This is a genomic window from Saccharopolyspora spinosa NRRL 18395, from assembly GCF_000194155.1.
In the GTDB taxonomy this organism is placed as follows: Bacteria; Actinomycetota; Actinomycetes; order Mycobacteriales; family Pseudonocardiaceae; genus Saccharopolyspora; species Saccharopolyspora spinosa.
In genome coordinates this window covers 136,601-153,690 of sequence record NZ_GL877878.1, presented here as the reverse complement: position 1 = coordinate 153,690, position 17,090 = coordinate 136,601, and the positions used below count along the sequence as shown (strand labels likewise).

The 17,090-nt window shown below is 66.0% G+C and carries 17 protein-coding genes and 2 pseudogenes; 8 read left to right on the top strand and 11 right to left on the bottom strand.

The window, feature by feature from the left end:
- The first annotated feature begins 51 nt into the window (after positions 1-51).
- Positions 52-609 (top strand): MarR family winged helix-turn-helix transcriptional regulator, encoded by a 558-nt coding sequence (locus SSPN_RS0100775; protein ID WP_010305173.1) that lies wholly within the window; start codon positions 52-54, stop codon positions 607-609.
- Between the two features lie 234 nt (positions 610-843).
- Here the strand turns inward: SSPN_RS0100775 and SSPN_RS0100770 are convergent, their stop codons facing one another.
- From SSPN_RS0100770 to SSPN_RS62035, 3 genes are all read right to left on the bottom strand, one after another.
- Positions 844-1,599, bottom strand: coding sequence for a FadR/GntR family transcriptional regulator (locus SSPN_RS0100770; RefSeq protein ID WP_010305170.1), 756 nt, complete (start codon positions 1,597-1,599; stop codon positions 844-846).
- A 177-nt stretch (positions 1,600-1,776) separates the two neighbouring features.
- On the bottom strand, positions 1,777-2,121 hold the full coding sequence (locus SSPN_RS48510) for a hypothetical protein (protein WP_010305166.1): 345 nt from the start codon (positions 2,119-2,121) through the stop codon (positions 1,777-1,779).
- Positions 2,106-2,213, bottom strand: a complete 108-nt coding sequence (locus tag SSPN_RS62035) for a hypothetical protein (protein WP_010305163.1) — start codon at positions 2,211-2,213, stop codon at positions 2,106-2,108. The genes SSPN_RS48510 and SSPN_RS62035 overlap by 16 nt, the downstream gene beginning before the upstream one ends.
- A gap of 641 nt (positions 2,214-2,854) precedes the next feature.
- On the opposite strand from SSPN_RS62035, the gene SSPN_RS59050 reads away from it, so the two are divergent.
- The gene (locus tag SSPN_RS59050) at positions 2,855-3,019 is read left to right on the top strand and encodes a hypothetical protein (protein ID WP_010305160.1); all 165 of its coding nucleotides are present in this window, start codon (positions 2,855-2,857) and stop codon (positions 3,017-3,019) included.
- A pseudogene (locus SSPN_RS62030) lies at positions 2,949-3,098 on the top strand (lytic polysaccharide monooxygenase auxiliary activity family 9 protein); the annotation flags it as partial. The gene SSPN_RS59050 and the pseudogene SSPN_RS62030, both read left to right, overlap by 71 nt.
- 168 nt (positions 3,099-3,266) lie before the next feature.
- Here the strand turns inward: SSPN_RS62030 and SSPN_RS0100750 are convergent.
- Both SSPN_RS0100750 and SSPN_RS0100745 read right to left on the bottom strand, forming a co-directional pair.
- Positions 3,267-4,835, bottom strand: coding sequence for a solute symporter family protein (locus SSPN_RS0100750; RefSeq protein WP_010305157.1), 1,569 nt, complete (start codon positions 4,833-4,835; stop codon positions 3,267-3,269).
- On the bottom strand, positions 4,832-5,254 hold the full coding sequence (locus tag SSPN_RS0100745; RefSeq protein WP_044572435.1) for a DUF485 domain-containing protein: 423 nt from the start codon (positions 5,252-5,254) through the stop codon (positions 4,832-4,834). The genes SSPN_RS0100750 and SSPN_RS0100745 overlap by 4 nt, the downstream gene beginning before the upstream one ends.
- Before the next feature lie 838 nt (positions 5,255-6,092).
- Between SSPN_RS0100745 and SSPN_RS0100740 the strand changes: the two genes are divergently transcribed.
- The 4 genes from SSPN_RS0100740 to SSPN_RS0100725 all read left to right on the top strand — a co-directional run bounded on the left by SSPN_RS0100740 (position 6,093) and on the right by SSPN_RS0100725 (position 10,845).
- Positions 6,093-9,074: a sensor histidine kinase gene (locus SSPN_RS0100740; RefSeq protein WP_029534821.1), complete on the top strand. Its 2,982-nt coding sequence runs from the start codon at positions 6,093-6,095 to the stop codon at positions 9,072-9,074.
- A 41-nt stretch (positions 9,075-9,115) separates the two neighbouring features.
- Positions 9,116-9,556, top strand: a complete 441-nt coding sequence (locus SSPN_RS0100735) for a roadblock/LC7 domain-containing protein (protein WP_010305145.1) — start codon at positions 9,116-9,118, stop codon at positions 9,554-9,556.
- A 76-nt stretch (positions 9,557-9,632) separates the two neighbouring features.
- Positions 9,633-10,163 carry a DUF742 domain-containing protein gene (locus tag SSPN_RS0100730; protein WP_010305141.1) on the top strand — a complete coding sequence of 177 codons (531 nt, stop codon included), beginning with the start codon at positions 9,633-9,635 and terminating at the stop codon, positions 10,161-10,163.
- A 76-nt stretch (positions 10,164-10,239) separates the two neighbouring features.
- Entirely contained in the window at positions 10,240-10,845 is a 606-nt protein-coding gene (locus SSPN_RS0100725; RefSeq protein WP_010305137.1) for a GTP-binding protein, read from the top strand.
- Positions 10,846-11,051: 206 nt separating this feature from the next.
- Here SSPN_RS0100725 and SSPN_RS56355 read toward each other — a convergent pair whose 3' ends face one another.
- Complete coding sequence (locus tag SSPN_RS56355) at positions 11,052-11,204, bottom strand: hypothetical protein (protein ID WP_158309519.1); 153 nt, start codon at positions 11,202-11,204, stop codon at positions 11,052-11,054.
- 338 nt (positions 11,205-11,542) lie between these two features.
- On the opposite strand from SSPN_RS56355, the pseudogene SSPN_RS59045 reads away from it, so the two are divergent.
- Positions 11,543-11,920: pseudogene (locus SSPN_RS59045) on the top strand (transposase); the annotation flags it as partial.
- Between the two features lie 390 nt (positions 11,921-12,310).
- On the opposite strand, the gene SSPN_RS50165 reads toward SSPN_RS59045, so the two are convergent.
- The 5 genes from SSPN_RS50165 to SSPN_RS0100695 form a co-directional block, all read right to left on the bottom strand.
- A complete protein-coding gene (locus SSPN_RS50165; RefSeq protein WP_237710594.1) occupies positions 12,311-12,820 on the bottom strand; it encodes a transposase family protein in 510 nt (169 codons plus the stop codon).
- A 57-nt stretch (positions 12,821-12,877) separates the two neighbouring features.
- Complete coding sequence (locus tag SSPN_RS0100710) at positions 12,878-13,822, bottom strand: patatin-like phospholipase family protein (protein ID WP_029534819.1); 945 nt, start codon at positions 13,820-13,822, stop codon at positions 12,878-12,880.
- 62 nt (positions 13,823-13,884) lie between these two features.
- The gene (gene arfB, locus SSPN_RS0100705; protein ID WP_010305122.1) at positions 13,885-14,319 is read right to left on the bottom strand and encodes an alternative ribosome rescue aminoacyl-tRNA hydrolase ArfB; all 435 of its coding nucleotides are present in this window, start codon (positions 14,317-14,319) and stop codon (positions 13,885-13,887) included.
- A gap of 169 nt (positions 14,320-14,488) precedes the next feature.
- Complete coding sequence (locus SSPN_RS0100700; protein ID WP_010305116.1) at positions 14,489-15,847, bottom strand: serine hydrolase domain-containing protein; 1,359 nt, start codon at positions 15,845-15,847, stop codon at positions 14,489-14,491.
- Positions 15,848-15,962: 115 nt separating this feature from the next.
- Positions 15,963-17,087, bottom strand: a complete 1,125-nt coding sequence (locus tag SSPN_RS0100695; protein ID WP_083821558.1) for a CPBP family intramembrane glutamic endopeptidase — start codon at positions 17,085-17,087, stop codon at positions 15,963-15,965.
- Between the last annotated feature and the right edge of the window lie 3 nt (positions 17,088-17,090).

Genomic DNA, 17,090 nt, shown 5'->3' with positions numbered 1-17,090 from the left:
GCCTCCCAAACTGATACGTTTAGCGCTAAATGTATCGTGGGAGGTTTGCCGATGTCCAACGGTTCAGGCGGCGAGGGTTATCCACTCGCTTCGAGCTCCACGTGGCCGGCGGCGGACATCGCCACTGCCTGGCAACGCGAACTCCCCGGCGTGAACACGGAATCCATCGAGGTCATCACCCCGATCTGGCGCATCGCGAAGGTCCTCGCCGACGACCGGCGGCGCACCCTGAACAGGCTCGGGATCGATCCGTCCACGCTGGACCTGCTCAGCGTGATCCGCCGCGCCGGGCCGCCGTACGAACTCACCACCCGCGAGATCACCCGCCGAACGCTGGTCACCCCCGGCGCGGTCTCCCAGCGCATCGCCCGGGCCGAACAGGCCGGGCTGGTCGCCAGAGCACCGTCGACAGCATCGCGCCGAGCGGTGGCCGTCCGGCTGACCGACGCCGGTCACCGCCTCATCGAAGCCACCGTGCGAGAGCTGCTCGAACACGAATCGCAGCTGATCAGCGCACTCGGCGCGGCCGAACGCGCGTCCCTCACCGGATTCCTCGCCAAGCTCGAACAATCGCTCGTCGAACGGCCCCCGGACGAGCCCGCGGGGTGAGCATCGTCCACTTCGGACTCGTTCGGGTCCTGCTCCGCTGGTTCAGCTTCCCGGTTGAGGCGGGGTGCCGAACAGGTTCCACTTGCCGGGGATCACGTTAGGCGACAGGAAGGTTCCCATGCTCCACCCCGCCCGCAGAAGGCGAATCGCTGCCCAACAGCTCCGAAGCCGAAATGCGCCAGGTGACGCCGAAATTCTCGGGTTGAACAGCTCCGGCACGTGGTGGGCTTGCGGTCAATGATCGCGCTCGGCGGCTCCATCGGAGAACGAGCCGAGCTCGTAGAAGTCGTTGATGTGGCCGCAGACGAGTTCGATGGCCCGCGGCACGTCGTGCTCCTCGACGGCCCGCAGGATCTCCCGGTGCTCGGCGCGCACCGCCCTCGCGGTCTCGCGCCAGTCCGCCAGCTGCTCGTACACGTCGATCATCTGGCGTTGGATAGCGGCGCGCAGCGAGCTCATCAGGTAGGAGGCCAGCGAGTTCCCGGTGGATTCCGCGACCCGCACGTGGAATTCGGTGTCCAGCCGGTTGAAGTCCCGGGCGGTGAGCTCCGGCGCGTCCATCCGGTCCAGGATGCCTCGCAACGCCTCGTGGTCCTCGTGGGTTGCGTTGCGCGCCGCGTCGGCGACCGCCCACTCCTCCAGCATCAGCCGGGTGCGGAGGACGTCGGTGTCGCTAAAATGCCCGAGCGCCAACTGCATCTTCAACAGGATCGCGAAGCCGTCGCCGGGACGACCGACGAACATTGTCCCGCCTTCGGGACCGCGGCCGGGCCGAACTTCGACAATGCCAAGCGCTTCCAGCACGCGCAGCGCCTCGCGCAGCGACGGGCGGCTGACGCCGAGGAGCTGCGAGAGTTCACGTTCGCTGGGCAGCCGGTCGCCTGGTGCGAGCAGCCCCTCCAGCATGCGCTGCTCGATCTGCGCCATGACCTGCTCGTAAGTGCGGACCTTGCGCACCGGCTCCCATGAGCTCTGGCTCGCGGAACTCATGCTTCTACTCGACCTCCAGCAGTGATGCTCGACCGCTCTACCTTACGGGCGACGCCCGCCGCTGTCCGGCGTCAGCCGCGCGTTGTCCGTTCCAGCTCGCGCCGCAACCGCACTGCCAGCATCGTTTCGTCCACTTCGACGTCGTCCCAACCGAGCACGCCGCCTTCGGGAACGTCGTTACGCAGCTTGAAACCACGCGCCAACCCCCATCGGTAACGCACCCGACTTCAGCGACACCCCAGCCGGTGCGAGCCTGCCGTAAACCAGGTAGCCGCCCGCACCGTCGAGGATTTCCCCGGCCTTGAGCGCGCGTTTGGCGACCGAGACCACGCCACCGCGGAAGTTGGCCGGGCATCCGGTCGCCTCGCCGCGCACTGCCGCCGAAGCGACGCTGACGCCGAGTTCGAGCCGATCATGTGCTACGACCGGCAAAGCGAGCCGTGCCGTCGCGGTGTAGGCTGGAGTCGATCTCGACGGTGCCCGGCGGGTCAGCTGACCGCCGATCTCTACAGGCCGGAACACCGTTGCCAGGTCAGGTCGTCGACGCCGCAGGGCGGGAAGAACAGACCTTCGTCCTGCGGCATCAGCCCGGTGCCGTTGGCCACGGACGCCATCTCGATGGCCGACGGGCCCGCTCGGCGAGCAGCGGCCCCACCATGCAGTCGGCCTCAACGCTGACCCCTTACCGGACATTCGGTCAGGCCATAACTGGCGTCGAAACCAACACCGCCCCCCACCCACCGTCAACCCGCCATAGTGGGCGACAGCATGGGGACTTTCCTGTCACCCGCACCGCGACAGAGCAGTTCGGAAGCAGGGCCACCGTTCTCCCAATTGTTTAAAACGATTATCATTGCATTGCTCGCGCGGTTTCAGCCGCCTCGGCTCTGCAGCAAGGGCACCTTCCTGCCTCCGAAGCGAACACGCACCATCAAATCCCCAGAGAGGACGCGATGCAGCACAACCTCGAACACCGCATCGGCGAGTACACCCTTCGGGCAGCCGACCATCCGATGTCGACGGCGCACGAAAGGAGTTCGGACACGGCTACGACTCGACATGGCACGCGGACGTGATCGGCATCGAGCACGCTTACCTCCAAAACCCCCGGCACGCCCGCTTCGTCGCGGCACGCAGCGGCGAGGTCGCGGCGACAACCGCAGTTCGGTCCAACGGACCCAGCGGCCCGCCACATCCACAATGGATCGTCGACCGCTATCCGAGTCGGCACCGGCGGATAGCGAGGAGAATCGACGTGAAGGTGCGTCACAAGGCTGCCGCATCTGCTGTTCTCGGCGGCATTTCCGTCGTCGGCATCCTGCTGGTCCCGCAGGTTGCCTTCGCCCACAGTGACATCCAGGCCGCCAACCGGTCGCGCCGACATCCGATTCCTGGAAGGCACGGAGAGCCCGGATTCTGAGGTCTGCAAGGGAGTTGTCGCCGAGAATGGCGCTGCCCCAATCTACGACTGGATGAGCAATCGGATTGGTGATGCCAACGGCAGGCACCAGGAGCTGATCCCGGACGGGAAGCTCTGCAGCGCCAACCCACGAGACCACGCAACCCGCGACTCCCGCCTCGGCTACGTCCCTCTGGGATCGCGTGATGGGCTGGTTCGCCTGACTTCGAGCCCACTCCTGGGCCGAGCATGGGAACCTTGCTTCAGCTCACGACGAGCCGATGCCGGTGAGGGAGCGGACTTCCATCTCCGCGGTTCGCTTTTCGCTCACCTGGCCGCCGCCGATCAGGGTGCCGACGTAGCCGCACAGGAACGAGATCGGGATCGACACGATCCCGGGGTTGCTCAGCGGGAACCACGCGAAGTCCACACCGGGCAGGATCGAGTCCGGCGAACCCGACACAACCGGTGAGAAGATGACCAGCACCAGGCACGAGCTCAACCCGCCGTAGATTCCCCACAGCGTGCCACGGGTGTTGAACCGCCGCCAGAACAGCGAGAACAGCAGCGTCGACAAGTTCGCTGAAGCGGCGAACGCGAACGCGAGCGAGACCAGGAATGCGATGTTCTGCCCGTTGACGAGGATCCCGCCGAAGATCGACGCGGCACCGATCACGAGCGCGGTCAACCGCGCCACACGAACCTCCGAGTCCGGATCCGCTTTGCCGTGCTTTACGACGTTGGCGTAAACGTCGTGGGCGAAGGATGCGGACGCGGTCAGCGTCAGCCCGGCGACGACGGCGAGGATCGTCGCGAATGCGACCGCGGCCACGATCCCCAGCAGCACCGTGCCCCCGACGCGGAAAGCCAGCAGCGGCGCGGCGGAGTTCTCGCCGCCGGGCGCCGCGAGGATCGCCTTCGTGCCGTTAACCGCCCCCGCCCCGTACCCGATCACCAGGGTGCACAGGTAGAACACGGCCATCGTGCAGGTCGCCCAAACCACGGAGCGCCGTGCCTGCAGCGCATCGGGCACTGTGTAGAACCGCATCAGCACGTGCGGCAGCCCGGCGACGCCCAGGACCAACGCCAGCGACAGCGACACGAAGTCCAGTTTGGTCACGTCGCTCTGCCCGTACTTCGCGCCGGGCGAGAAGATCCGGTCCCCCAACGGGTTCTTCTCCGCCGCGTGCTGCAACAGCGAGGTGAGGCTGAACCCGAACTTGCCCATCAGGAACAAGGTCATCATGACCGTGCACAGCATGAGCATGCCGGTCTTGATGATCTGCACCCAGGTGGTTCCCTTCATGCCGCCCACCAGCACGTAGACGACCATGACCACACCCACGCCGCCGATGACCAGCGCCTGGCCGCCGGAGCTGTGCACGTCGAGCAGCAGCGCCACCAGGCTGCCCGCGCCGGCCATCTGAGCGATCATGTAGACGAACGAAATTACCAATGTGGACACTGCGGCGGCCGCGCGGACCGGACGCTGCCGCATCCGGAAGCTAAGCACGTCACCCATCGTGAATTGCCCGGTGTTGCGCAGGAGTTCGGCGACCAGCAGCAGATTGATCAGCCAGCCAACGAGGAAGCCGATCGAGTAGAGGAAGCCGTCGTAGCCGTGCACCGCGATAGCCCCGGCGATCCCCAGGAACGACGCCGCCGACAGGAAGTCCCCGGACAGGGCGATGCCGTTCTGCGCACCGGTGAACCGGCCATCGGCGGCGAAGTAGTCGGTCGCGGTGCCGGTGCTGCTCACGCGGTAGACCATGTAGAGCGTGATCAGCACGAACACCCCGAAGATGCTCATGTTGAGCACGGGGTTGGTGTCGATCATGGAGCGTCCTCCCCGACCGAGTCCTGGTAGAACGCCTGCACTCGCGGATCGATCTGGCGAGCCGCGTACCGGATGTAGAGGGCGGTGATCAGGATCGTGGACGCGAACTGGCCGCCCCCCATGACGAGGGCGATGTTGACCTCGCCGACGAGCCGAACGCTCATGAATTCCGGCAGGTAGGCAGCGATGATGACGTATCCGAGGTACCAGATGAGGAACACCGCGGTCATTGGGAAGGCGAAGCGGCGCAGCCGGGCGCGCAGGTCGAGGAATTCGGGGCTCCGCGCGATGCGCTCGTAGTCCGGTGCCGGCGGTCGATGAGCTCGCGGCGCGGGCGTGTCGATCTTACCGAAGGTGGCGGCCGCCGCGGGCCCGCCGCTGGGGGTGCGCGGCGGCGGGGGCTGAGTTGCGTTGGGCATGCGTCCTTCCAAGCAGTAGAACTGCATCGACGTGGTTTCGGCCGATGCTTCGGAGTTCCCCGCGCTCCGTGGCCGATCACCTGGGTCCGCTTCGATCCGGCGTTATCGAGTGGTTCGTGAATCCGAGGTGCCGGTGAACCGCGCTGCCTGCGCTGCCAACCAGCCCGGAAGTCTAGCCAGCGATCCGGCCCACGCAGCCTCCCACAACGACACAGCACACACATTGATGAATTCGTCGATCACAGAATGTGGTCAACGCGATGTGCCTGATCAGCGTCGAAGCACCTTCATGCCTGCCTGCTCACACCCGAAAAAGCTTGGTGGGCAGCCAGTTTCGGCTGGTCAACAAGGCAGCCAGCGGACTCGCCGGGAACCCTGGCTGAACTCCCCCCAGCCCCCTGGCCGAACAAAACATTCGTAGCTCCAACATCTACCTATCGAGCGACAAAAGCCTATCCAGACATTGCCACGACGAACACGATCAGTGTTCACAGCCTTCTCCATGCGGCACGGCCCGGCGAGAATGATCTCCACCGGCGACGAATTCGCTGGTCAGAAAACCAAATCCGAGAAACGGAGGAGATCATTTCATTGAGGTAGTGTTCTGCCACCGACACTCGGCGACGAAGAATCCGGTGCGGCCGCGATCACCCCCGACATCGATCGCAGGCTCCGGACTCCGGTGTCGACGACCGCACCGGCCACCGGCGAAAACCCGGCCGCGAGCAGCCCCACCAGCCACCAAGACCTGCCGCGCACACCACAGACGGGCCCAGGCTGCCCACCACACGAACGCGCCGTCGGTGCAGACTTCGACCGCGTGGGAAAGGACTGCGTCGTGAGCAGCGGACTCGAAAACCCGACCGCGAACGCGACCCGGGCGTCCACGTGGTCGCGCACCACACCGAAGCTCACCGGGCGGATCACCAATTGGCGCAACTGGAAACTACCGGTCAAGATCACCGCCGTCGTACTCGTTCCGGTGATCTTCGCCCTGGTACTCGGCGTGCTGCAGATCCTCAGCCAGATCAACCAGGCCGACCACTACGCCAAGCTGGACCGGGTGGTCGCGGCCGGCAACGTCGTGCGCGCGGCCGTTGGCCGCCTGCAGCAGGAACGCAGTAAGGCCGCGGAATTCCTGGTGCGCGGGCCGGTTTCCGCGCCGGAAGTGCAGGAACACTACACCGCGACTGACCGGGCCCTGGACGAGATCCACCAGCGACTGCGGTCCGTCCCGGACGGCGATGCGGTCCGGTTCGCCCGGCAGGACACCGACCGGCAGCTCACCGGGCTCGCGCCGATCCGCCAGCAGGTGCTGGGCGGCCACCCGGACCCCGGGGTCGTGATCAACACCTACACCGAGTTCGTCGGGGTGCTGCTCGCGCTCGACCGCACGCTGACCAGCCAGATCTCGTCGTCCCAGCTGGTGTCCACCGCCATCAGCGCGCACGAGCTGGCGCAGATCAGCGAGGAGATGCAGCTTCAGCAGGCCCTGGTGCTCGTGGGGCTGACCCGCGGCAGCTTCACCACCGACAACCTGGCTCGGCTAGCGGCCAGCGAATCCCGCCGCACCTCCGCGGTCAAGGAATTCCGCGCGTCCGCCACGCCGCAACAACGGATGCGCTACGACCAGCTCTACGCCAAGCCGGAGGTGCCGGCGCGGGAAACGTCGGTGCAGCTGGCGATGGTCGAACGCGACAACAGCAAGTCGCGGATCTCCACGCAGCTGGTATCGCCCTCGGCCTGGAAAGACCAGTCCCGGACGGCGCTCGAAGCGCTCGACATGCTCCAAACGCACCTTGACCAGCAGCTGCACGACACCGCGTTCGCCTTGCAGGACAGCTCCAGCAACATGGCCGGGCTGGAGTCGGTGATCCTGCTGTCGGCGCTGCTGATCGCGGGCGCGATCGTCGTCGTGGTGGCCAGGCACCTGCTCGGCTCCCTCGATATCCTGCGGCGCACCGCGCTGGACACGGCGAACCACCAGCTGCCGCAAGCTGTCGCCGACATCCGCGCCGGTCATGCCACCCGATCCCCCGTCGACCAGGTGCCGGTTGAAAGCACTGACGAGATCGGTGAAGTGGCGAGGGCCTTCGACGACGTGCACACCCAAGCCGTCAACCTCGCCACCGAGCAGGCCGAACTCCGCCGCAGCTACAGCGATTCGTTCGTCAACGTGTCGCGACGCAGCCAGAGCCTGCTGGAACGGCAGCTCCGGCTGTTCGAGCAGCTCGAACGCGACGAGGAAGACCCCGACCAGTTGGCGACCCTGTTTCAGCTGGACCACCTGGCCACCCGGATGCGCCGCAACAACGAGAACCTCATGGTGCTCTCCGGGGCTGACCCGGCCCGGCGGTTCTCCCAGCCGACGTCGCCCGCGGATCTGATCCGGGCTGCGGTGTCGGAGATCGAGCACTACCCGCGGGTGATCGTCCAGCCGCTGCCGGACGTCAAGATCGTCGGATACGCGGCCAGCGACCTGGTGCGGCTGCTGGCCGAACTCCTCGACAACGCGGCGAACTTCTCAGCCCCGGAAACCCAGGTCACCGTTTCCGGACATCGGCGCGGCGACGGATCGCTGGAAGTCGACATCGTCGACCGCGGCATTGGCATGTCCCCGGACGAGCTGAACGCGGTCAACCAGCGGCTGGCCACCGACGAAGAGATCAAGCTGTCGACGTCCCGGCGCATGGGCCTGTTCGTCGTCGGCCGGCTCGCCAGCCGCCACGGAATCCGGGCCGAACTGCGTCCCGGACCCGAGGAGGTCGGGGTGCACGTCGCGGTCAGCCTCGGGCCCGAACTGCTGGTGGATGTGGCGAGCCCGGCAGTGCCGGGCCCGTCACTGCCGTTCGCGGGCAACGGCATCGTGCCCGACGACCGCACCGCTGACACGCTGGTCGAGGAGTTCGACTGGGAGGCGGCCGAACAGGACGCGTCCAGCCAGCGTCACCTCGCGCGCAACGGAATCCACCTGTCCCGCACCCCTGCCAACGGGGCTCCGCCGGCGCTGCCAGGCGAACTGTCCAACACCCAAGAGATCACCCCAGCGCCCGCGCAGATTGCCGAAAAGCACAACGACGAGACGGCCCCGACACCGATCTTCGACGACCTCGCCACCGCGTGGTTCCAAGTGCCGTCGCAGGTCTCCCACACCGCCACCCGCCCCGCCATCCGATGGCCCGCTCCCCCAGCGGATGCTGAGAGCAAGGGAACCGTCCCACCGCCGATGACAGGAAGGTTCCCTTCCTCCCAGCCCACGCGGAACGGTCACGGCGGCCAGAGCGTGTGGACCTTCGCGAACGACGAGGCAAGACAGCGGGCGGAGGAAGTCGCGGCCGCAGAACCCGCCGACTACACCACTGCGGGTCTTCCGCTGCGGGTTCCGCGAGCGAACCTGGTGGCCGGGAGCGCCGGCGCCGATCACAGCGAGCGTGCACGGCCGCCCCGCGATCCGCATGTTGCCCGCGGCCGGCTGGCGAGCTTCCAGGCCGGTGTTCGACGCGGCCGCCACAGGCAGCAGCCGGCCCGCCACAACGGCACCGCACCGGCAGGGGAGTCGCCGCAGGCGGCCCCGGAGCCGAGCACCAACGGCGCCGCCGCAGCAGCACCCGAGCCCCTCATCGACCAGGAATCCGTCGACTACACCACTGCCGGGCTGCCCAGGCGAACCCCAAGAGCCCAACTGGTGCCGGGAACGGCTACCGATCCGGCTGTGACGCCGCGCCGCGATGCGGACCTGATGCGTGGGCGGCTGGCCAGTTTCCAACGCGGAGTCCGCGAAGGCAAGCACAGCCTCCGCGACGCGCACTCAGCCGACTAACGCCGGTGACAACCCGAATCAGTGGAGAGACAGGAGGGCCGATGAACGCCCAAAACTCCCAACCGAGCCAATTCGGCTGGCTGGTCACGGACTTCACCGAGAGAGTTCCAGGCGTGGCGCACGCCGTGGTCGTCTCAGCCGACGGGCTGCTGCTGACGGCATCCGCGAAACTGCCCACCGACCGGGCCGACCAACTCGCAGCGGTCGCATCAGGGCTGCTCAGCCTCACTCAAGGCGCGGCGCGATGCTTCGAAGCCGGGGCCGTGAACGAAACCGTGGTTGAAATGGAACGCGGCCTCATGCTGCAGATGGCGATCAGCGGCGGCTCGTGCCTGACGGTGCTAGCCGCACCGCACTGCGACATGGGCCTGATCGCCTACGAAATGGCTTTGCTGGTGGAACGAGTCGGCCAGATCCTGACCCCCGAACTGCGCTCCCGACTGCAGGGAACGAATCGGGTGATGACCGGCCAGTCGGTGTGAGGACGGCATGAGCACAGGTCCGGACTCGTCCGGGCGACACCGCTGGGATGACCGAGAGTCACCCGAAGCTGACGCCGTGGCCGAGGTCTTCAACCGGTTCACCCTCGACAGCGGCCGTCGCGGGCGCCGCCGCAAACGGGCTCGCGACGAGCCCGAACCGCAGGAATCGGGACCGCTGGCGCCGGAGCCGCCCTGGCCGTCGTCCGAACCGGTCGACCCCCCGGCCCTGGCCGCGACTCGTGAGCAAGCGAACCCCCATGAGTTCGAAGCTGCAGCCACCTACATCCGGCCATACGCCTGGACTGGTGGTCGCACCCGGTCGAATCACCGGCTGGAACTGGAAACCCTGGTGTCCACCAGCGAATCAGGTCTACCGGGACGGCTGCAGAGGCTCGAACACCACTCGGTCGCCGAGCTGTGCCGGAATCCGCGTTCGGTGGCGGAAGTCGCTGCGCTGCTGGACGTTCCGCTCAGCGTGGCGAAAGTCCTCCTCGGCGACATGGCCGACCTCGGCCTGATCACGGTGCACCGAACAGTGAGCGAAAACGGCAGCAAGCCGCACTTGTTGTTGATGGAAAGGGTTCTGAGTGGGCTTCGCCGACTCTGAACGTCCGGGTGCGGATCTCGTGAATCAGCGCGCGAACCGCAGACATCCGCTCGACTCGATAGCTGAGGTTGGCAGAATGACACCTGAAACGCGATCCCGTCCCGCGCAAACCGGTGGTCGGTCCACGAACGCAACCTCGGCGAAGATCGTCGTCGCGGGTGGCTTCGGAGTAGGCAAGACCACATTCGTCGGTTCCGTGTCGGAGATCGTTCCGCTGACCACTGAGGCCGTCATGACCGAAGCCAGCAAAGGCATCGACGACCTGCACGCCACCCCGAACAAGAACACCACGACGGTGGCAATGGACTTCGGCAGGTTGTCGCTGGATTCCGATCTGATCCTCTACCTTTTCGGAACCCCCGGCCAGCAGCGCTTCTGGTTCATGTGGGACGACTTGGCCCGGGGCGCGATCGGCGCCGTGGTGCTCGTCGACACCCGGCGCCTCGCGGACTGCTTCTCAGCCATCGACTTCTTCGAAGACCGCCGACTGCCATACATCGTGGGGCTCAACTGCTTCGACGGAACCCTGCTCCACCGCATCGAAGAGGTCCGGGAAGCGATCGCGATTCCAGCCGATGTCCCGATCGTCACCTGCGACGCCCGAAACCGCGAATCCACCAAGCAAGCACTGATCCGGCTGGTCGAGTACGCCATGCGCTGGTGGCTGCGCCGCACCGCCTAGTACGGCAGCCGCCAATTCCTAGCTGACCAGGGAGTATTCCCTGTTTTGGGGTGTGCACTGGTGGAACCAACGTGCTCGTGCCTGGTGACGGCGGCGCCAGTTGAGCCAGTGCACGGCGTGCCCGTCGGGCTCGGGGCTGCGACCGCTGAGGCGTACTGGAATACCTGTGGCCGCCCGAAACGGCGTGCGGGGAATCGGGCGCAGCGTCACGTCGCCACTGCGGGCGTCCGGCACATCGACATCGGCAGCATCTCGATCATCGAAGGCCGGTACGTCGCCATCTGCATGATCGTCACCGGCTGGACAACCCCACCCCGCCTGTCGTCCACGCCCACCGGAACCGGTGCGCAGCTGCTCATCGGCGATCAACCCTACTCGGTCTACCAAGGCGGACAGACCTTCCCGCCGCCCACCTCGCTGAACATGACCGAAGCCAAGTGGAATCCGCGCCAACCAGCTGTTCTGGTTCGCCATCGCCTAACCACCATCGGACGGCGGGACAACAAGATGCCGGATGTCCTCGGGATCCACCGGGGCTGCACACAAGGGCATGACCATCGTGGACCCGCCCGCCATCCTTGTGGGCAGCACGGTAGACGGGCACCGCACGGCGGAGAGCTGCGCGGTCGACTCGTCGAGCTTGACGACAGTCGACCGCTCGGTCGGACCTGACCCCTCCGTCACCAGCGACCGAGCCTGCCCAGTGCGCGAGAAAAGCACCAAGGCCGACAGCCGCTCCGGACGCCGGATCACGCTACGCCTGCAAACGGAACACGAAGCTCTTCAGCAGGCCAGGATCGAGCAACAAACCCCGGAATGGCAACGCTCCTACCAGCACAGAGCCGGTGTCGAAGGAACCATCGCCCAAGGCATCAGCGCCTTCGGGCTACGCCGGACCCGCTACCGAGGACTGGACAAGACACGGCTACAGCACCTACTCACCGCCGCCGCCGCCGCGCTCCCCCCCGCCGCCGCCGCCGCGATGAACCTCACCCGCCTCAACGCCTGGCTCACCGACACCCCGTTCGCGCCCACCCGAACATCCCACTTCGCGGCACTCCGCCCCGCCGCCTAACAGCGACGGGACGGATTTGCCAACAGCGTCCCTTCACCGGGTACGGGGGCGCGTTCGTCGTTTCGGGCGCGGCTATACGGTCAGGCTCCATTGGTGCTCGCTGGTCGACTGGTCGATCCACATCACCTGATCACCCGGGGTGACGGTCAGTTCGCCGCGAGCCCGACTAGCTGTCGATTTACTGGGCCACCCGAAATTGTCCGACGCTCACGCTAATACCTAACTCTGTTCCCCCGTACCACTTTCGTTGTCCCCCCAAAAGAGTAGTGTGATCTCCGCCATATGTGCCAGTATTGCATTCTCCTCGAAGTCACGGAAAGATCAACACGTCGCACAGTTCAGACAAAGAGGGGGTACTGAACGCGATATTGTGAGCGTTATTCACGTGAGTTACCAGCCGAGTCGATAGAATTCGAGCGCCGTGACGATGCGGATGATGTTGGAGAGTTCAGCGAGCCGCCCTCGGTACCCGGTGGCAAGTATCTTCCAATTCTTTAAATGTGCGATGCATCGCTCGACGGCAGATCGTAGCGATGAGATCGTTTTGTTGTTTTTCTTATCTGCCGCCGAGAGTTCGCCGCCTTTCGGCTTCTTGCGAGGCGTAATCGCGCGAGTTCCCTGATAGGCAGGGTCTCCGATGAATGAGGTCTCGACTAGAAGATCTTCCCAGCCGGACTCGGTGAACGCCTTTCGGTCGTGCATGGATCCGCATAGAGGCGTCGATATTCCCAGCAGACCTCCCTCCGTATCGGCGGCGACCTGGATGTTCAGCCCAGCACGGCGACGTTTGCCGGAGTAGTTGTCCTCGTGACCAGCACGGTTACCGGTCGGCACATCGGTGCCATCGACCAGGACGAGCCGGCCAACCGGGGGCGTTGTTACCTCCGCGAGAAGGTGCACCGCCAACGTAACCTTCCTGCCGGCTGGCAGGTAGGTTCCCTTGCTCTCATCGACGGGTCATTTGGCGTTGGGGGCTGATTCGGTAACCCCGAACCGACCGCTGGTGCTCGGGTTACCACCGATGTCGACTGGTCCGGATGGCACTGGCTTGGCCGTGGGATACCACCGTTTGGCGACCTCCCAAGAAGCGTCGATCAGGGCACCCGCGTGCGCGAAGGAATACGGCGAGAGGCCCACCACCGATGGGGCGGGCACCACGTAGAGCTCGCAGCGCGTCGCGTTCAACTGCATATCAAGCCGCGCGGCAGACACCATCGCTGCCCCGAGCGCTGCGCCGTTCACTCCGCCGACCGACCTCGGCGGCGTCTTCGGCGGTGGCCAGGTCGCGATCGAACCGATCCCGCGCCTGCGCCGGTTGAATTCGAACGGTTCAGTGCCGCCACACGGCAGCACGAAAACACGCTCCGCCCCGCGCTCAACAGCGCGGCTGATGGGCATGAACGCCGCCGGGCCACCGTCCACCAGCCAACGGTCCCCGACCTTCACCGGCGGGAACATCCCAGGAATCGAGCACGACGCGACCAGCGGAGGAAGCGCCGGACCGCTTTCGAAATACACCGGCTCGCCGGTGTCCAGATCGGTTGCGGTCACGGTCACCGGGATCTGCGCGTTCTCCAACCGGCGAAACGGCAGGTTGTTGTGCAGCCAGCGCGCCAGCCCGTGGTTGCCCATCACGTGGTTCGACAAGCCGAGTTTCCCCGCGAATATCCGCGTGGGTTGGATCGGGAAGACATCCGTGCGCCGCATCGACATCCAGAGCTCGCGGAGTTTTGCCGCCCCACGAGGCGTCGGGTCGCCGGCAAGCCATGCCGCGTTCAGCGAGCCAGCGGAGGTCCCGACGACCACGTCGGGTTCGACACCGGCCTCGAACAATGCCGTAACGAGGCCGGCCTGGATTGCCCCGAAGGTGGAGCCACCCGGCAAGACCCAAGCCGTACGCATCAGCAATGTCCCTTCTGCGTTAGTCCTGTCCCGAGGCTAGTCGCGAACACCGACGGCACACGTCAGGCGTCGCCGGGATCACCTCGACGGCGCTGCCGTTTCGCCTCCCCGCGCCGCTTCTTACCAGCGAGACGGCGCTCCTGCGATCCCTTGGTCGGCTTGGTGCGGCGCCGTTTGGGGGCGGGTGGAGCAACGGAGTCGGCTAGCAGTTTTGCCAGCCGTTCCCGCGCCGCTTCGCGGTTTGCGAGCTGCGCGCGAAACTCCGAGGCCGCAATCGTGATCACGCCATTGACGAGCCGGTGGGCGAGGCGCTCCATCGAACGTTGCCGCAGGAGTTCTGGGACCGACGCTGAGCGGGCTAGATCGAAGGAGAGTTCGACCCGCGAGTCCGTCGTGTTAACACCCTGCCCACCAGGACCGGAGGATCGCGAGAAGCGTTCGGATAGCTCGGCCGCAGGGATGGTCCAGCGGCTGGTGATGGGCAGGTCTGCGGGCATACCAATCAGGATGCCTCACACCGTTTCCGCAGGGCCGCGACGGCACCAGTCCGCCGAAATCGAGGCCGGAATGCCTCGTCTGGCTGGCGGCTACGGCTGTTGGAGCATGGGAACCTTCCAGTCATGGCAGTGCCAGGAAGGTTCCCATGCTCTCGCTCCCAGCCGGGGGTTACCGCGCTGGGCGCCAGCCGGCTACGCCGCCGGGGACCGGGGCGTCAGAGTCGTACGGAGTGCGGGTGAAGATGAACGTGTTCAGGTCGAGGTGCGTGGGAACACCGCTTTCGTCCCGGCCCACGCGCAGGGTCTCTCCTGCGTAGTAGCCGTCCAGTCCGGTCCAGGTGCCATCCGGGTTGGCCCGGAATCGAGAGGCTCGCCCGCGTCCCTGCCACGGCGAGAGGTCGAGCAGCCCATCGCGAAGAACCCGCAGCGCATATGGTGTCGGGCCCCAATACCACTGGCCGGTGAGCTCCAGGAGTTGCAGGTCCACGTCACCGCGGGGCTCCCACGCGGCCGGGATCCGTGGCTCGTGTTCTGCGAGCAAATCCAGCAGATCGGTCGCCAACGCCCCTGTGACACCTGCTGTGGTGTTGGCCATGAAGATCACACCGGTGGCTTCGGCGGGGTCTGCCCAAACAGTCGCCAGGAAGCCGGGCATCGAACCGGTGTGCCCGGCCAGTCGACGTCCGCGATGCCGCATCAGCTGCAATCCGAGCCCGTAGCCACTCCGCCATTCGGGGCCATCGTCGACCGACCCGGGCAGACGCATCTCGGCAACCGTGGCCGGGTGCAGCACGTCGCCGGTGTCGCCGCTCACGAAACGCGCCCACCTGGCCATGTCGTCGAAGGTCGACCACAGCTGGCCGGCAGGGGCCATCGCCCCCGCATCCTCGGACGGCTCAGGAAGGACCACGTCCGCCCACGGGTGCACGGCGAACCCCTCCGCGTGCGGCGCGACGGGACTCAGCGTTGTCCGTTTCATGCCGAGCGGTTCGAGGATCTCGCGTTGCAGGACCTCGCCCCACGGAGCTCCGCGCGACCGGGATACGAGCTCGCCCAGCACCCCGAAACCGACGTTGGAGTAGTGGAAGCCGTGCCGAGGTGTCGGGCGCCGTGCGTGTTCGTCGATGGTGGACAGCAGATCGTCGGCGCTGCCACCCGGGGTTCGCTCCCACCACTGCCCAGCAGGTTCCGCAGTCAGCCCACTCGAATGCGACAGGATCTCGCCGATGCTTTGCTTTCCGATTGAGGTGCCCGGCACGTAGTCGTCGAGCTTGTCGGCGAGGTCGAGGCGACCCTCGTCTCGCAGCCGCATCACCAGCACCGCGACGAAGGTTTTCGTGATCGAGCCAACTCGGTACTGAGTGTCCGTTGTGGAGGGCCGACCACCGACCTGCCCGCGGGTGTCCACCCAGATCGTCTCACCATCGCGGATCAGCCCCGCGATCAACGAGGGAACGCGGTTTTCACTCTGCTCCAGGGCCAGACGCCGCAACAGTGCGCGCTGGGTGGAGGGCAGCAGACTCGTCATGCCCCCATGCTTTCACTCCGCCAAAGCGCGGGGGTGGAGCATTCGGCGTTCCCACGCCGTCAGACGGCCTGTTCTCGGTGAGTGACAGGAAGGTCGCCATGCTCTCGTGGAGCCGTCAGCGTCGAGTGCGCCGGTTGACTCCTCGGGTGATTCCGACCGTCTCCGCAGGAAACTGCATCGGCAGTTTCCCGAGCATTACGAGGACCAGGATGAGCAGGACGAGCACGATCCATCCGGTCCACCCGAGAAGGCCCACTGATGCGTTGTCGACGGGGTGCCCGGCCATGCTGAAGACCGTGCCCAAACCAGCCGCCGCATTGAGGAATCCGTGGGCGATCGTCGACGGCCAGACACTGCGCGAAACGAGCCTGAGCCAGCCGAGCAACGTGCCCACCAGGGTGCAGAAGCACACCATCATGATGACGGCCACCACGATCGGGAGCGTCGGGTAGTTGTAGCCGAGGATCAGCACCGGCACGTGCCAGAGACCCCAGAGCACCCCTGTCGTGACGAACGCGCCGGGCTGACCGAGGGGCAGCAGCGCCTGAGTGAGGTAGCCACGCCACCCCAGTTCTTCACCGAGCGCGGGAATGATCTGCAACCAGCCCAGTCCGAAGACCATTGCGATCTGGATGAGCGCGAGCATCCCGGGCGGCGTTTGCGGTGCCGAACCCACCACTGTGGGCCCGGCCTGTTCTGCGAGCCCGGAGAAACCGGTCCAGTCGGCTTGATAGACCCCCAGCAGATAGCCCACCAGCAGCGCGAGGGCCATCACCAGCGGAGGCCCCAACCAGGCAATCAGTACATAAGGCCACCACTTCTTGATACCGCCGGGGTTTGTGATTCCCAGGGTGCGCAGCAATTTCGGTCGTGGGCTGATCCACTTGTTGACCACCAACGCCGCGACTGCGGGCATGAACATCATGACCGTGAGAACGAGCGGTGCCCAATTCCACGACAGTCCTTCGCCGGTAAGCCACAGGGGCAAGGTCAACAGCCATGCCGGCACATATGCAATTGCGACGAAACTGGCAACGCCCCGTACATCGACCCGGTCATCCTCGGTGCTCACGTCGGCATTTTGCCAACCCTTGCTGAGCTCCTGCTGAGGGTCGCCCCACTGATGGCCGAAATGGCGGTTCTCTGCGGCCGCGCATGCGGCTCGCAGCGGGCATCGACGAGACGTCCTTGCGGGCCGACAGCAGCGAAAAGCAGCGCGTCCGCGAGCCGGTTCTCTCATCCT

What these genes read in the sequence shown, in the direction of transcription:
- SSPN_RS0100770 (WP_010305170.1), bottom strand. Translation starts at nt 1,599, where the DNA reads ATGAGTTCCGCGAGCCAGAGCTCATGGGAGCCGGTGCGCAAGGTCCGC.
- SSPN_RS0100695 (WP_083821558.1), bottom strand. Translation starts at nt 17,087, where the DNA reads ATGAGAGAACCGGCTCGCGGACGCGCTGCTTTTCGCTGCTGTCGGCCC.
- SSPN_RS0100735 (WP_010305145.1), top strand. Translation starts at nt 9,116, where the DNA reads ATGAACGCCCAAAACTCCCAACCGAGCCAATTCGGCTGGCTGGTCACG.
- SSPN_RS0100750 (WP_010305157.1), bottom strand. Translation starts at nt 4,835, where the DNA reads ATGATCGACACCAACCCCGTGCTCAACATGAGCATCTTCGGGGTGTTC.
- SSPN_RS0100775 (WP_010305173.1), top strand. Translation starts at nt 52, where the DNA reads ATGTCCAACGGTTCAGGCGGCGAGGGTTATCCACTCGCTTCGAGCTCC.
- SSPN_RS0100710 (WP_029534819.1), bottom strand. Translation starts at nt 13,822, where the DNA reads ATGCGTACGGCTTGGGTCTTGCCGGGTGGCTCCACCTTCGGGGCAATC.
- SSPN_RS56355 (WP_158309519.1), bottom strand. Translation starts at nt 11,204, where the DNA reads ATGAGCAGCTGCGCACCGGTTCCGGTGGGCGTGGACGACAGGCGGGGT.
- arfB (WP_010305122.1), bottom strand. Translation starts at nt 14,319, where the DNA reads ATGCCCGCAGACCTGCCCATCACCAGCCGCTGGACCATCCCTGCGGCC.
- SSPN_RS62035 (WP_010305163.1), bottom strand. Translation starts at nt 2,213, where the DNA reads ATGGCGTCCGTGGCCAACGGCACCGGGCTGATGCCGCAGGACGAAGGT.
- SSPN_RS0100745 (WP_044572435.1), bottom strand. Translation starts at nt 5,254, where the DNA reads ATGCCCAACGCAACTCAGCCCCCGCCGCCGCGCACCCCCAGCGGCGGG.
- SSPN_RS0100725 (WP_010305137.1), top strand. Translation starts at nt 10,240, where the DNA reads ATGACACCTGAAACGCGATCCCGTCCCGCGCAAACCGGTGGTCGGTCC.
- SSPN_RS0100700 (WP_010305116.1), bottom strand. Translation starts at nt 15,847, where the DNA reads ATGACGAGTCTGCTGCCCTCCACCCAGCGCGCACTGTTGCGGCGTCTG.